The sequence below is a fragment of the Streptomyces xiaopingdaonensis genome, from assembly GCF_000262345.1.
Taxonomy (GTDB): domain Bacteria; phylum Actinomycetota; class Actinomycetes; order Streptomycetales; family Streptomycetaceae; genus Streptomyces; species Streptomyces xiaopingdaonensis.
The window spans coordinates 46,647-59,266 of sequence record NZ_AJTQ01000222.1 but is presented as its reverse complement, the minus strand read 5'-3'; the positions used below and the strand labels follow the sequence as shown (position 1 = coordinate 59,266).

The following is a 12,620-nucleotide window of genomic DNA, read 5'->3' as shown; positions in this document are numbered from 1 at the left end:
ACTACCCGGCGTTCCGCGCCAGTTCGAGCGCGTACTTCGGCCACCAGGCGCCGGCCTTGGGCCCGCCCTTGCACTCCCCGTCCGACTCGCCGGGACGCTTGATCCACAGGTAGGCGTCGACGAGTTCTTCGCCCGTGCGCGTCGTCGGCTCCTCGCCAAGCGCCCTGCCGTCCGGGTTGCACCAGGACTCCTCGTCCTCGGCGCCCTTCACGGGGCCGTTGCCGTTGCGGCTGGTGTCGATGACGAACGGCTTGTTGCCGATCATCGCCGAGAGCTTCTTGCCGTACGCCTTGTTGGACGCCGTCGTCTGGTAGTTGGAGACGTTGAGCGCGAAGCCGTCGGCCTCCCCGATGCCGGCGCGCTGGAGCGGCTCGACGAGGCCGCCCGGGTCGCGCACCCACAGCGGATTGCCGGCGTCGAGGTAGACCTTCGTCTTCGGCTTCGCCTTCAGCGTGGTGACGGCTTCCTTGAGGAGCGCGTACCGCTCGTCGTGGAACTCCTCCGGTGTGCACCCCTCGGCGAGCAGGTGCGGCAGCGCGTCCGGCTCGACGACGACGGTCGCCTCCCGGTCGCCGATCCCCTCGGCGACGGCGTCGACGAACTCGCGGTACTCGTCGGCGTCGCCGGCGCCGCCCTGCGAGTACTGGCCGCAGTCGCGGTGCGGGATGTTGTAGACGACGAGCAGGGCGCTGCGGTCGGCCTTCTCGGCCGCCTTGGTGAGCTGCTCGGTCTGCGCCTTCGCGTCCTCGGGGCGCACCCAGTCGGCCATCGGCTGGCTCGCGATGCGCTCGATGAGCTTCGCGTTGCGGTCGTCGTCGTCCTCCCGGTACTCGGCGGCCTGTCGGGCCGCCTTGCCCTCCGGGTTGACCCAGTAGGGAGCCTCCGACTTCGGCCGCTGCTTCTCCTGCGGCTTCCCGGCGCCGTCGTCGTCCGAGTCCCCGGACGAGGAGCAGCCGGCGAGCAGCAGGGCCGCCCCCGCCACCGCGCTGCCCGCGACCAGCCGAGCCCGGGCACCGCGGTGTCCGCGGCCGCCGTGACTGCCGTACATCGACTCCCCCTCGGGTGGTGAATGCGCCTCGACCGACTTCCGGACGGAACTGCCCCGCGGCCGGCGCGAGTTGCGCCGCCGACGGCTGCTCCGGCCCCCCTGAGCACCTGTGGCTTCCGGCCATCGTGTCACACGGGACGGCGCCGGAGGCGGGCAGCGAGAGGTTGTGGAGATCCCGTTACGGTCGGCTGCGTCCGCCATGCACCCCTGCTGAGCAGGGCACCAGGAACCGCTCACACCGAGGCGCCGTTGACATGCCCACCCGGTGATGCCACCGTCCGAGCCACACATGTTCATACGGGGCGACGGTGCGCAGGAACCCGGTGCGAATCCGGGACGGTCCCGCCACTGTGACCGCTGCACCGCAGCGGGAGTCAGGAACTGACCCGTCGCTTCTCCACCGATGGGGCGTGGTAACCCCAGGAGGAGGTTCTGCGATGTCCTCGCACACCGCCGGCACGGCCGCACCGGACGCGGGCCCGGCCGCCGTACGCGCCCGGGATCTGCTGATCGCCGTCGCCGCCGCGCTCGTCGCGCTGCTCGCGCTCTACGCCGTCTTCGTCGACAACGGCCACCTCGTCTCCGCCACCGGCGAGTACCTCCACGAGTTCTCCCACGACGGCCGCCACCTCTTCGGCGCCCCGTGCCACTGACGGGGAGGCGGACCATGAGCGACAACTCCACCGGGGTCGACGCGCCGACTCCCCTGCCGCTGCTGCCCGTTCTCGGCCGCGGCGTCCTGGCGGGCGGCGCCGCGGGGCTCGGCACGGGGCTCTTCGCGCTGCTGCTCGCCGAGCCGCTGATGGACAAGGCGATCGTCGCCGAGGAGAAGCGGGCGGCTGCCGAGGAGGCGGCGGCCGGGCATGTGCACGCCGCCGAGGAGGAGCTCTTCACCCGCGGTACGCAGCACTTCGGGCTCGTCGTCACCGCCGTCGTCGTCGGGCTCGCCGTCGGCGTCTTCTTCGCGCTCGTCCACGCGGCCGTCCACCGCGGGAGGCCGGTGGACGGCGAAGGGCCGTGGCGGCGGGCGCTGCTCCTCGCCGGCGCCGGATTCCTCGCGCTCTCGCTGCTGCCGGGGCTGCGGTACCCGGCCAACCCGCCGGGCGTGGGCGACGGCGGGACGGTGAGCGAGCGGCAGGCGCTGTGGGTCGCCGCGCTCGCCGTCGGCGTCCTCGGAACGGTGCTCGCCTGGCAGGTGCAACTGCGCCTGGCGCGCGCGCGGTTCGGTGCGCCCGTCCGGCACACGGCGGCCGCCGGCGCGGTCGTCCTCACCGTCGTCGCGCTCTTCCTGCTGCCGTCCAACCCGGACCCTGTCCCGGTGGCACCGACGCTGCTCTGGGACTTCCGGGTGCTCTCGCTCGCCGGGCACGCCGTGCTGTGGGCGTGCCTCGGCGGCGTCTTCGGCGCGCTCGGCCTCGGACGGACGTCCGGAAGGGGCTGACCCCGGGCGTACGCCGCCGTACCCCGGAGGGCCTACCTCGGTACGGCGGCGTATCGACTCCGGCACTCAGCTCTTCCGCACCCCCGTCAGGTACGCCGAGACCATCACGTCGGCGCCCGGCCCGCCCTCCTGCGTGCAGGCGAGCAGGCGGAGTTCGGCGCGGTGCGCCCCGCCGTGCGGCGCGGGCCCGCCGAGCGGGTCCTGCGGGCCTCCGGCCGGCTGCGAGGGGTGCGGGCTCTCGGTGAGGCTCCCGCACTCCACCGACTGGCGCTTGGCGACGGTGAATTCGACGCGGGACCCGCCACGCACCACGCCGACCCGCTCCCCCGGCCGGACTTCCGCCAGCCCGGCGAGGGCACCGGCGTCCGACCGGCCCACCAGCAGCGCCGTACCGTCGGCACCCGGCAGGGGCCCGCCGCTGTACCAGCCGACGGCGTCCGGACGGCCGCTCGGCACCAGCCGCGCTCCCTCGTCACCGGGCACCACGGGGGCGCGCACGCCCAGGCCCTCGATGACCAGCGTCCGCGGCACAGCACCGCCGGCGAGCGGCTCGTGCGCCCCCGGCCGCGGACGCTCAGGACCGCTCTGCGGCCCCTCGGCGTACGGACGCCCCTCGGCCGTCCCACTCGGGACACGGTGTTCCGGCCCGCCCCCGGCGAGGCGCCCCGCTTCGGCGAGGCTGCCGGGCAGTCCGGCGAGCGGCCCGCCCGCGTGGAGCGAGACGGCGCCGCGCGCGAACACCCAGACGGCGAGGAGCAGGAGAACCCACCCGGCGGCGAAGAGCACCCGCCGGCGCACCGATCCGCCGCGGCCCGCGGTCCGTTGCTCGGACAAGCCGGCTCACCCCTCTCCCGCGCACCGCGCCGCACGGGCGCGACCGCGGGGCGGCACGTAGGGGATCGCCCCGCACCCACCGAGGGGCGCAAGGCAGCGGGCAGCGGACGCAAGCGACACGGAACCTCCCGAGCAGTCGGTACCCCCGACGCTGCAAGCCCCGCAGCCCGCCCGCATCCCGGGCTACTCCGTACGGAGCGCCCGTCTCAGACGAGGTCGACGAGCTCCGCGATCGAGTCGACGACGTTGGACGGGCGGAAGGGGAACCGCTCGACGGAGTCGGCCTTGGTCAGCCCGGTGAGGACGAGGAACGTCTCCAGCCCCGCCTCCATGCCGGCCCGCACGTCGGTGTCCATCCGGTCGCCGATCATCGCCGTGGTCTCGGAGTGCGCGCCGATCGCGTTGAGCCCCGCGCGCATCATCAGCGGATTGGGCTTGCCGACGAAGTACGGCTCCTGGCCCGTCGCCTTGGTGATCAGCGCCGCGACCGAGCCGGTCGCGGGGAGGGCGCCCTCGGCGGAGGGGCCCGTCTCGTCGGGGTTGGTCGCGATGAAGCGGGCGCCGGCGTTGATGAGGCGGATCGCGCGGGTGAGCGCCTCGAAGCTGTACGTGCGCGTCTCGCCGAGGACGACGTAGTCGGGCTCCTGGTCGGAGAGGACGTAGCCGATGTCGTGGAGCGCCGTCGTCAGTCCTGCCTCCCCGATGACGTACGCGGTGCCGTGGGGGCGCTGGTCGTCGAGGAACTGGGCGGTGGCGAGCGCCGAGGTCCAGATGTTCTCGGTGGGTACGTGGAGCCCGATGCGGCTGAGGCGGGCGGTCAGGTCGCGCGGGGTGTGTATCGAGTTGTTGGTGAGCACGAGGAAGGAGCGTCCGGACTCCTTGAGGCGCTTGATGAAGGAGTCCGCGCCGGGGACCGGGATGCCCTCGTGCATCAGCACACCGTCCATGTCGGTGAGCCAGGACTCGATGGGTTTGCGCTCTGCCACGTGCGGGCTCCCTGCCGGTCGACGTCGAAGGTGCGCCCGAGCCGCCCGGACCCGGGGCTTCAGCGTAACCGGAGGGGTGCGGGCGGGCTCCCGCTGCGGGGCCCCGACCTCGCGGGCGGCGAGGATGCGCCAAGCGGTCCTTCTCACGCACCGCGCCCGTTAGCGTGGCGTACGTACGGGGCATGAGGTCGACTCGGCCGATTCTTCGGGAGGTGCCCGCTATGGGCGAGGTGAGTGGGTCCGCCGGCGCGGAAGCGGAGGCTCCGCAGAGGTTTCTCCGTGAGGGCGACGGGCTGGCGGTCGCGGGCGTCGCCTGCGGCGTGCTCGCCTTCTTCGCCTTCGGGATCATCCTCGGGACGTCGGCGCTGGTCCTCGGCGCGCTCGCGCACGACGTCCGGCCCTCGTGGCTCGCGAAGAGCGGGTTCGCGGCCGGGATCGTCGCGCTGCTGTGGTCGTTCCTCTTCCTCGCCGTCGGGGGCTGAGCCTGCGGTCCCCGGCGGACGCTGGGAGACTCGGCACATGAACGCACCGCCCCCAGGAGAGCTCCGCGCCGGCCTCATCGGCTACGGCACAGCGGGCCGCTACTTCCACGCCCCGCTCCTCGCCTCCGTCGACGGCATCGGCGTCTCCGCCGTCGTCACCTCGGACGCCGGGCGCGCGGCGCAGGCGGTCGAGGAACTCGGCCCGCAGTTGCGCGTCTTCGGCACCGCGGACGAACTCCTCGCCCGTACCGAGGAGTTGGACCTCGTGGTCATCGCCTCGCCGAACCGCACCCATGTGCCGCTCGCCCGGCGCGCGTTGGAGGCCGGGCTCCCCGTCGTCGTCGACAAGCCGCTCGCGCCGACGGCCCGGGAGGCGGTGGCGCTCGGCGAGTTGGCCGAGGGCAAGGGGCTGCTCCTCTCCGCCTTCCAGAACCGCCGCTGGGACAACGACTTCCGCACCCTCGCCGCGCTGCTGGAGCGCGGGGCGCTCGGCGACGTCCACCGCTTCGAGTCGCGGTTCGAGCGCTGGCGCCCGCAACCCAAGGGCGGCTGGCGGGAGTCGGGCGACCCGGAAGAGTTCGGCGGCCTGCTCTACGACCTCGGCAGCCACCTCGTCGACCAGGCGCTCGTGCTCTTCGGCCCCGTCGCCGCCGTCTACGCCGAGGTGGACACCCGCCGCGCGGGCGCCGGAGCCGACGACGACGTCTTCCTCGCGCTCACCCACGCCTCCGGCGTCCGCAGCCACCTGTGGGCGAGCTCGACGGCCGCCCAACACGGGGCGCGCTTCCGCGCGTCGGGGAGCGCGGCCGCCTACGTCAAGTACGGGCTCGACCCGCAGGAGGCGGCGCTCCGCGCGGGCGCCCGCCCGGCGCCCGACATGCCGTGGGGCGTCGAGCCCGACCCGGCGTGGGGCGTGCTCGGCACCGTCGACGAGGCCCACCCCGTGCCGAGCCTCGACGGCGACTACCCGGCGTACTACCGCGGCATCGTCCGCTCCCTGCGCGAGGGCGCCCCGCCACCGGTCACCGCCTGGGACGCCGCCGCCACCCTGGAGGTCCTCCAGGCGGCCCGCACCTCGGCGGCGAACGGCTGCCGGGTGCTGATCGGCGAGGCACGGGGCTGACCAACGGGGTTGTGTGCGCGGTTCGTTGACCGCCTCACGGAAGCCCGCTGTGCCAGTTGCGCTCCCGGACGCGGGCACGCAGTTCCTCGAGCGTGCCCGCGGCGCGGACCGCCTCCGGCGGGACGTCCCACTCGTAGCCGCCCGTCGGCGGCCGCAGTTGTACGTACGGGCCACCCGCGTCCATCACCCTGCCGATGCGGTTGGTCCGGGTGTCGACCGCGTACGCACCGACCGGGGGGATCTCGCTGTTCATGCCGGAAGCGTGCCGTCTCGGGCGTATGCTTCTGAGTAACAGCGCGGGTACGCACGGTGGTTGTACCCCCGGGCACCTCCCCCTGCCCGGGCGGGGAGGTGGCCGATGCCGGTCGGCAGGAACGGCGACGAGCGCCCGATGGCGTGGCGGTACGCCGGAGACCAGATGAAACGCTGGCGCGAGGCCGCCGGCCTCACGCGCCAGCAGCTCGCCGACGAGGCCAAGTACGGCATCGACTCGATCAAGGGCATGGAGCGCGGCGTCCGCAAGCCACAGGCCCACGTGCTGCGCATCGCCGACGAACTCTGCGGCGCGCACGGGAAGTTGGCGGCGGCCGAGGAGTTCCTGCGGCCGGAGCGGTTTCCTTCGTACTCGCAGGACTTCATGGAGGCGGAGAGCGCGGCGGTGGCCCTCTGCTGGTACGAGACTCAGTTCATCCCGGGGCTGCTGCAATGCGAGGGCTACGCACGCGCCCTCCTCGGTGCCCACTGCCCGCCCTTGGACGACGAGACGATCGACGAACGGGCCAGGGGACGGTTGGAACGTCAGAGTCTGCTGGCCAAGCAGACGAAGGCGTTCAGCTTCGTGATCGAGGAGGCCGCCCTCCGGCGCAAGGTCGGCGAGGCTGACGTCTGGGCGACCCAGTTGTTCCACCTCATTGAGGCAGGCAAGCCACGGCACGTGAACGTACAGGTCCTACCTACCGACCGAGGCGCGCACGCCGGACTGCGAGGCCCGTTCGTCGTCCTCAAGACTCCCGACCACGAGTATCTGGCCTACGAGGAGGGTCAGGAGATGGGTGTGCTGTACGTCGAGTCGGAGAAGGTGGGCAACTTTATCCAGCGCCATGAAATGATCCTGCGGCAGGCCCTCAGCCCCGAGGAGTCGGCGCGATACATCGGCAAGTTGGCGGAGGAGCTATGAGAACCGAGTTGACGTGGTTCAAGTCCAGCCACAGCAACGACGACGGCGGCAACTGCGTCGAAGTCGCCCTCTCCTGGTTCAAGTCCAGCCACAGCAACACCGACGGCGGCGCCTGCATCGAAGTCGCCCTCTCCTGGCACAAGTCGAGCCACAGCAACAGCGAGGGCGGCAACTGCGTCGAGGTAGCCGCCTGTCCCCACACCGTCCACGTCCGCGACTCGAAGGACCGCACCGTCACCGGGCTCGCCTTCCCCGCCGACGCCTGGGCCGCCTTCCTCCCGCACACCAGCCCCTGATCTCGCGGCGTCGCGCCGAGAACGTCTGCCTTCTCCTCCTCGCAAGGCGGAGAAGGCAGACAGCCGTGCGACGGGAGACGACTCCCCCTACGGACGCGTGATCGCCGCGATCACCGTGTCCGCCGGGGGAAGTTGGGCGATCTCGGCCGCGAGTTCCCGGGCGCGGTCCCGGTACGCGCCCTCCCCGAGCACCGCCGTCACGGCCCGAGGAATGTCGGCCGTCGAGTCCACCGTGATCGACGCTCCGGAGGCGGCGGCGCGTGCGGCGTTGAGGGGCTGGTCGGCGCCTTGGGGCCACAGCACCATCGGGAGGCCGTGCGCGAAGGTGCCGACCACCGTGCCGATGCCTCCCGCACCCACCACCAGGTCGACCTTCTCCAGCAACTGGTCCAGCGGAACGAACGGCACGTACCGCACGTTCGCCGAGTCGGTCCGGGCCGCCTGGCCCGCGGTGGGATGCCTCAAAGACGACCCGAGCGTGGCGACCACGTCGGCTCCGGTCTCCGCGACCGCCGCCACGGCCGCGGAGAGAGTGTCCGGGTCCGAGAAGATCGTGCCCAGGGTGACGAGCACCGTCGGACGGTCACGCCCGCCGGGCTCCGGCAGGTCGAGCGCGACGTCCTTCGGTCGCCGGTGGGCCTGGGGCCGGACCGGCCGCACCGGCACGACGGGGGACCAGTCCGGGTCCTGGAGCTGCTGCGGGCACGGGTCGATGTAGCTGGAGGCGGCGACCGGGCGGAGGTTCAGCCGGTCGTACCGGGCCGAGGCCACGCGCGCGATCTCATCGGTGATCACGGCGGGCAGTGCGGGGCCGATACCGGCTTGGTGCCACCGGATACCGAGCCGGGCGGCGACGAGCGGGCCGACCGCGTCGAACGGCTCGGCGACGATCAGATCCGGAGCCCATGCGGTGGCCCGGTCGATGCTCTCCTCCACAGCGAGGTCCACCCGGGCCCCACCGAAGATCTCGCCGATGGTCGAGGGCGTCGGATGGAAGACGTCGGCGCCGGTGCGGCGGCCCGCCTCCTCGGAGAACACGTCCGGCATGACCCCCGCATCGAGGAACTCCACCTCCGGCGGCAGTTCCTCACCGACCGCGGCCCGGAATTCCCCGCACGACAGCAGCCCCACGGAGTGGCCGTCACCGACCGCCGCCTGCATGAGCGGAACCACCGGAAGTATGTGGCCGAAGGCAGGGGTCGCACTGAACAGAAGCTTCATGGGCATCCTCGGACGTATCGAAAACGAGCTTGGGTGTTCCGCACCCTACAGCGCGTCACCCCGAGCTTTTCCGACCCGAGCAGGGCAGTCGGTTGGCGTGAACTAGTCGGCTGGGGCGGGTGGTTGGGCCTCCCTGTTCGCGCGGAAGCAGGTACGCCGACGAAACAGCCGGGATACGGAATGCAGCGCTCCGAAGACCGGGAAGGCGGGGGAGAATGCCGTCGAGACTCACGCCCTGGCACCCTCAGACCGCAATAGCCCCCTCCGGTGCACAACAGAATGAGAGACGGACCCGCGGCAGCGCGCGCACGGAAAGCCGGAAAGGCCGCACCCCGTCCTTCCCTACAGCGATTTCCGGCCCACCGCCGCCAACACCCCCGCATCCTCCGGCTCCCCGCCCCCCAGATCGGACGCGAGCACCTCCGCGTCCGGCCGACGGTCCTCCCGCCCCCGCGGACCCACCCACGTGACGACGAGCGCGACCGCGAGGTTGCAACCCAGCGCGAGGAGACCGGCGTTGACGCCCCAGAGCGGATCGTGCCCCGTGAAGACGAGGCCGCAGACGACGCCGACGCCGACCGCGAGCCCGCTCAGCGCCCCCGGCAGCGTGAACCGGCGCCACACCAGCCCCAGCAGGATCAGCGGGACGAGCTGCGCCATCCCCTCGTAGCTGATGAGGGAGAGCCGCACCAGCGTGTTGGGCGCCGTGTAGGTGAGCATCAGCGCGAGCAACCCCGAGACGACGACCACGACTTGGGACCAGAGCTTCTGCCGCGAGGCGAGCCGCGGCACGGCGCCCAGTACGCTGCGCCCCCACATCGTCCCGATCACCAGCATGAAGACGGCCATCGGAACGATCGACGAGAGCGCAGCCGCCACCCCCACGATGCCCACGAGCCACCCGGGCAGCGAGTCGATCACGAGCTTGAAGAGCGCCAGGTTGGAGTCGGCCCCCGAGAGCTCGGGCACGACGAAGAGCGCGGCGAGGCCGAGCAGCATCGGCACGAAGAGCAGCACGTTGTAGAAGGGCAGCCAGACCGCGTTCCGCCGGAGCGCCTCGGCGTTGCGTGCGCCGAGGTAGCCGGCGACGGTCGTCGGAAAGATCACCACCGTGAGGGAGTTGAGGAGGCTCGTGGAGATGAACCACCCCTCCCCCAGGCCCCCCGAGTCGTGCCCGGGGAAGGTGAGCCACTCCCCCTTCTCCTCGACGAGCCGCGAGAGCAGCTCGCCGTATCCGCCGAAGTAGTGCAGCGGCACGAAGACGACGAGGAAACCGAGCGTCAGCACCACGAGCACGTCCTTGAGCACCGACACCCAGGCGCTCCCCCGCAACCCGCTGAGCACGACGAACCCCGTCGTCACCGCGAACGCCAGAAAATAGGCCCAGTCGAGGCTGATCGCCCCGTAGGAGACCGTCGAGACGACGACGCCCATCCCCGTGATCTGGAGCTGGATGTACGGCAGCAGGAAGACGGTGGCGAGCACCGCGACCCCGCCGCCGAGCCACCGCCTCCCGTACCGGTGCGCCACGATGTCGGTGATCCCGACGAGCCCGTGCCGCCTCGCGTAGGACCAGAGCATCGGCCCGACGACGTACCCGAGCGCGTATCCGAGCGACATGTAGGCGACGACGTAGAGCACGGGCGCCCCGAAGTCGTAACCCCACCCGGCGGCCCCGAGATAGCTGAAGCTGGTGTACCCCTCGCCCGCCATCAGCACCCAGATGAAGACGGTGCCGAGGCTCCGCCCGCCCACCGACCAGTCGGCGAGTCCGCCGCCCTTCGCGCGTCCGCGCGTCGAGAGGAGCCCGAGTACGACGGTGAGGACGAGGAACCCGGCGAGGACGGCGGTGGAGACGAGCGCGTCGGTGCTCAACTTCCCTCCCCCGGCGCGGAGTCGGAGCCCGCACGCCGACGCGCCTCGCGCACGCGGCGCCGGTCGGCGCGGTGGGCGAGGTGGACGAGCGGCGGCGTCGCCAGCGTCGCGAAGAGCAGCCAGCAGACGAGGAAGGGGACGCCGAAGAGCGTCGGCTGCACCCGGTTCACCAGCGGAACGGCGGCGAGGTACAGCACGTGGGGGGCGAGCAGCCAGAGGAGCTGCGGACGGGTACGCACGGCAGGCGATCCTAGGCGGCGCCCGCGGTCACACGCCGAAGAACCCCGCGACGGTGTAGAGGCCGAGCCCCGCGAGCGCGCCGACGACGGTGCCGTTGATGCGGATGAACTGGAGGTCCCTGCCGACCTGGTTCTCGATCTTCCGGGTCGTCTGCTCGGCGTCCCATCCGGCGACGGTCTCCGAGATGAGCGAGGTGATCTCGTCGCGGTACGTGGTGACGAGGTGGACGGCGACGCCCTCGACCCACCCGTCGATCTTGCGTCGGAGCTGCTCGTCGGCCGACATGCGTCCACCGAGCGAGAGGAGCCCGTCCCGCGCACGCATCCGGAGTTGGCTCCGCTCGTCCTCGGCGGCGGCGACGAGCATCCCGCGCACCGCGCTCCACGCCGAGTCGATGAGCTCCTGCACCTCGGGCCGGCCGAGGAGGTCGCTCTTGAGCCGCTCTACGCGCGCCCGGGTGGCTGGGTCCTCGCGCAGCTCGCGCGCGAAGTCGGCGAGGAAGCGGTCGAGCGCGTCGCGCGCCGGGTGCTCGGGCGAGTCCCTCATCTCGGTGACGAAGCGCAGGAGTTCGCGGTACACCCGCTCGCCGACCCGCCGGTCGACGAACCGCGGCGTCCACCCGGGAGCCCCCGACTCGACGGCCTGGAGCACCGAGTCGCTGTGCACCTCCAGCCACTCGGCGGCCCTGGCGCAGACGAGGTCGACGACGCGGCGGTGCCCCCCGTCGGCGACGATCCGCGCAAGGAGCGTCCCCAGCCCGGGGGCGATCTCCTGGCTCCGCGCCCTGCGGGTGATCGCCTCGCTGACGACGACCCGCACGTCCGAGTCGCGCAGGACGGTCAGCGTGCCGCGGAGCGCCGTCGCCAACTCCGCCGTGACGCGCTCGGCGTTCCCCGGTTCGGCGAGCCACGCGCCGAGCCGGTCCCCGATGCCGACGGCACTGAGGCGCGTCCGCACGACCTCCTGGGAGAGGAAGTTCTCGCCGACGAACTCGCCGAGGCTCGTGCCCAGTTGGTCCTTCTTCGTCGGGATGATGGCGGTGTGCGGGATCGGCAGCCCCAGCGGCCGGCGGAAGAGCGCCGTGACAGCGAACCAGTCGGCGAACGCCCCCACCATCCCGGCCTCGGCCGCCGCGGCGACGTATCCCGTCCAGCCGCCCGCTCCCGCGTGGCCCGCCCACTTGGCGAGCACGAAGACGACGGCCATCAGCAGGAGCGCCCCCGTGGCGATCGTCTTCATCCGACGCACCCCGCGGCGCCGCTCGGCCTCCGCCTCGGCGCTGCCGCGGGAGGCGGGCGCGCTCGGGCCTCGCGGCGCGAGTCCGGCCGTCGCGTCGGCGCTCTCGGCAACTCCCTTGCGCGGGGCACCGTTTCCGGCCACTCCGGCTCCGGAGGGTGCACCCGCGTGAGCATTGTCACGACCGGTGTCCTCGCTCGCGCTCCTCGGTTCCATCGACTCCGCCCTCGCCGCGGTCGCGCGACCGCGCTCCTCTCGAACCGGCCGCCCTTCCGACCGCCGGCCGGGGCGTTCGTGCAGGTCCGCCCCGGTGGCGTCCGGATTCGGACGCCGTCTCGGCCGCCCGTGCGACGATCCTCGCGGGTCCTGGACCGGGCCGGGCGACCCGGCCCATTCTCCCTCCACCCGAGGCGGATCCCGGAAGTCCGCCGCCCGGCGAGGGAACGGCACAGGTGACTCCTGCGTCTGTGACGGCGGAACGACATGGACGCGTCCCGCCCCGCGCGCAACCAGGCGCGGGCACCCGGCGTACGCACGCGGCAAGGCATCGCAGGGTGCCGGAAGGAGGGCCCGCCATCGGCTGTATCCTCTCGCGCCCCGTGCGAACTCCGTACCGGATCGTGGGATCATGACACCGCTGATCATTCCGGAGGCCCCTGCG

General features: G+C 72.6%; 14 protein-coding genes and 1 riboswitch. Of the genes, 6 read left to right on the top strand and 8 right to left on the bottom strand.

All coding sequences use genetic code 11. From position 1 onward, the window contains the following. Position 1 precedes the first annotated feature (1 nt). On the bottom strand, positions 2 to 1,048 hold the full coding sequence (locus UWG_RS0117535) for a glycoside hydrolase family 6 protein (RefSeq protein WP_016908522.1): 1,047 nt from the start codon (positions 1,046 to 1,048) through the stop codon (positions 2 to 4). 289 nt (positions 1,049 to 1,337) lie between these two features. Beyond that, positions 1,338 to 1,453: riboswitch (cobalamin riboswitch) on the top strand. A 32-nt stretch (positions 1,454 to 1,485) separates the two neighbouring features. Here UWG_RS0117535 and UWG_RS0117530 point away from each other — a divergent pair. Both UWG_RS0117530 and UWG_RS0117525 read left to right on the top strand, forming a co-directional pair. Then, a complete protein-coding gene (locus UWG_RS0117530; protein WP_016908521.1) occupies positions 1,486 to 1,701 on the top strand; it encodes a CbtB domain-containing protein in 216 nt (71 codons plus the stop codon). Between the two features lie 14 nt (positions 1,702 to 1,715). Continuing rightward, entirely contained in the window at positions 1,716 to 2,489 is a 774-nt protein-coding gene (locus UWG_RS0117525; RefSeq protein WP_016908520.1) for a CbtA family protein, read from the top strand. Positions 2,490 to 2,555: 66 nt separating this feature from the next. Here the strand turns inward: UWG_RS0117525 and UWG_RS0117520 are convergent, their stop codons facing one another. Together UWG_RS0117520 and UWG_RS0117515 are read right to left on the bottom strand one after the other, a co-directional pair. Next, positions 2,556 to 3,323, bottom strand: coding sequence for a class F sortase (locus UWG_RS0117520; RefSeq protein ID WP_016908519.1), 768 nt, complete (start codon positions 3,321 to 3,323; stop codon positions 2,556 to 2,558). A gap of 206 nt (positions 3,324 to 3,529) precedes the next feature. Then, positions 3,530 to 4,309, bottom strand: a complete 780-nt coding sequence (locus tag UWG_RS0117515; RefSeq protein WP_016908518.1) for an HAD-IIA family hydrolase — start codon at positions 4,307 to 4,309, stop codon at positions 3,530 to 3,532. Between the two features lie 221 nt (positions 4,310 to 4,530). Between UWG_RS0117515 and UWG_RS0117510 the strand changes: the two genes are divergently transcribed. Continuing rightward, on the top strand, positions 4,531 to 4,791 hold the full coding sequence (locus tag UWG_RS0117510; RefSeq protein ID WP_016908517.1) for a hypothetical protein: 261 nt from the start codon (positions 4,531 to 4,533) through the stop codon (positions 4,789 to 4,791). 37 nt (positions 4,792 to 4,828) lie between these two features. Further along, positions 4,829 to 5,914 carry a Gfo/Idh/MocA family protein gene (locus tag UWG_RS0117505; protein WP_016908516.1) on the top strand — a complete coding sequence of 362 codons (1,086 nt, stop codon included), beginning with the start codon at positions 4,829 to 4,831 and terminating at the stop codon, positions 5,912 to 5,914. A 34-nt stretch (positions 5,915 to 5,948) separates the two neighbouring features. Here the strand turns inward: UWG_RS0117505 and UWG_RS0117500 are convergent, their stop codons facing one another. Next, positions 5,949 to 6,167, bottom strand: coding sequence for a hypothetical protein (locus UWG_RS0117500; RefSeq protein WP_016908515.1), 219 nt, complete (start codon positions 6,165 to 6,167; stop codon positions 5,949 to 5,951). Between the two features lie 105 nt (positions 6,168 to 6,272). Between UWG_RS0117500 and UWG_RS0117495 the strand changes: the two genes are divergently transcribed. Together UWG_RS0117495 and UWG_RS0117490 are read left to right on the top strand one after the other, a co-directional pair. Further along, complete coding sequence (locus tag UWG_RS0117495) at positions 6,273 to 7,091, top strand: helix-turn-helix domain-containing protein (RefSeq protein ID WP_016908514.1); 819 nt, start codon at positions 6,273 to 6,275, stop codon at positions 7,089 to 7,091. Continuing rightward, positions 7,088 to 7,387, top strand: a complete 300-nt coding sequence (locus UWG_RS0117490) for a DUF397 domain-containing protein (RefSeq protein WP_016908513.1) — start codon at positions 7,088 to 7,090, stop codon at positions 7,385 to 7,387. Before UWG_RS0117495 ends, UWG_RS0117490 begins: the two co-directional genes overlap by 4 nt. Before the next feature lie 87 nt (positions 7,388 to 7,474). Here the strand turns inward: UWG_RS0117490 and UWG_RS0117485 are convergent, their stop codons facing one another. The 4 genes from UWG_RS0117485 to UWG_RS0117470 form a co-directional block, all read right to left on the bottom strand. Continuing rightward, the gene (locus UWG_RS0117485; protein ID WP_016908512.1) at positions 7,475 to 8,608 is read right to left on the bottom strand and encodes a glycosyltransferase; all 1,134 of its coding nucleotides are present in this window, start codon (positions 8,606 to 8,608) and stop codon (positions 7,475 to 7,477) included. 342 nt (positions 8,609 to 8,950) lie between these two features. Continuing rightward, on the bottom strand, positions 8,951 to 10,483 hold the full coding sequence (locus tag UWG_RS0117480) for a sodium:solute symporter family protein (RefSeq protein ID WP_016908511.1): 1,533 nt from the start codon (positions 10,481 to 10,483) through the stop codon (positions 8,951 to 8,953). Beyond that, a complete protein-coding gene (locus UWG_RS0117475) occupies positions 10,480 to 10,722 on the bottom strand; it encodes a DUF3311 domain-containing protein (protein WP_016908510.1) in 243 nt (80 codons plus the stop codon). Before UWG_RS0117475 ends, UWG_RS0117480 begins: the two co-directional genes overlap by 4 nt. A 28-nt stretch (positions 10,723 to 10,750) precedes the next feature. Further along, positions 10,751 to 12,103: a DUF445 domain-containing protein gene (locus UWG_RS0117470; protein WP_016908509.1), complete on the bottom strand. Its 1,353-nt coding sequence runs from the start codon at positions 12,101 to 12,103 to the stop codon at positions 10,751 to 10,753. Between the last annotated feature and the right edge of the window lie 517 nt (positions 12,104 to 12,620).

Bases quoted from the DNA above. Each gene is read 5' to 3' on its own strand.
- UWG_RS0117505 (WP_016908516.1), top strand. From the start codon at position 4,829: ATGAACGCACCGCCCCCAGGAGAGCTCCGCGCCGGCCTCATCGGCTAC.
- UWG_RS0117530 (WP_016908521.1), top strand. From the start codon at position 1,486: ATGTCCTCGCACACCGCCGGCACGGCCGCACCGGACGCGGGCCCGGCC.
- UWG_RS0117500 (WP_016908515.1), bottom strand. From the start codon at position 6,167: ATGAACAGCGAGATCCCCCCGGTCGGTGCGTACGCGGTCGACACCCGG.
- UWG_RS0117525 (WP_016908520.1), top strand. From the start codon at position 1,716: ATGAGCGACAACTCCACCGGGGTCGACGCGCCGACTCCCCTGCCGCTG.
- UWG_RS0117490 (WP_016908513.1), top strand. From the start codon at position 7,088: ATGAGAACCGAGTTGACGTGGTTCAAGTCCAGCCACAGCAACGACGAC.
- UWG_RS0117485 (WP_016908512.1), bottom strand. From the start codon at position 8,608: ATGAAGCTTCTGTTCAGTGCGACCCCTGCCTTCGGCCACATACTTCCG.
- UWG_RS0117535 (WP_016908522.1), bottom strand. From the start codon at position 1,048: ATGTACGGCAGTCACGGCGGCCGCGGACACCGCGGTGCCCGGGCTCGG.
- UWG_RS0117510 (WP_016908517.1), top strand. From the start codon at position 4,531: ATGGGCGAGGTGAGTGGGTCCGCCGGCGCGGAAGCGGAGGCTCCGCAG.
- UWG_RS0117495 (WP_016908514.1), top strand. From the start codon at position 6,273: ATGCCGGTCGGCAGGAACGGCGACGAGCGCCCGATGGCGTGGCGGTAC.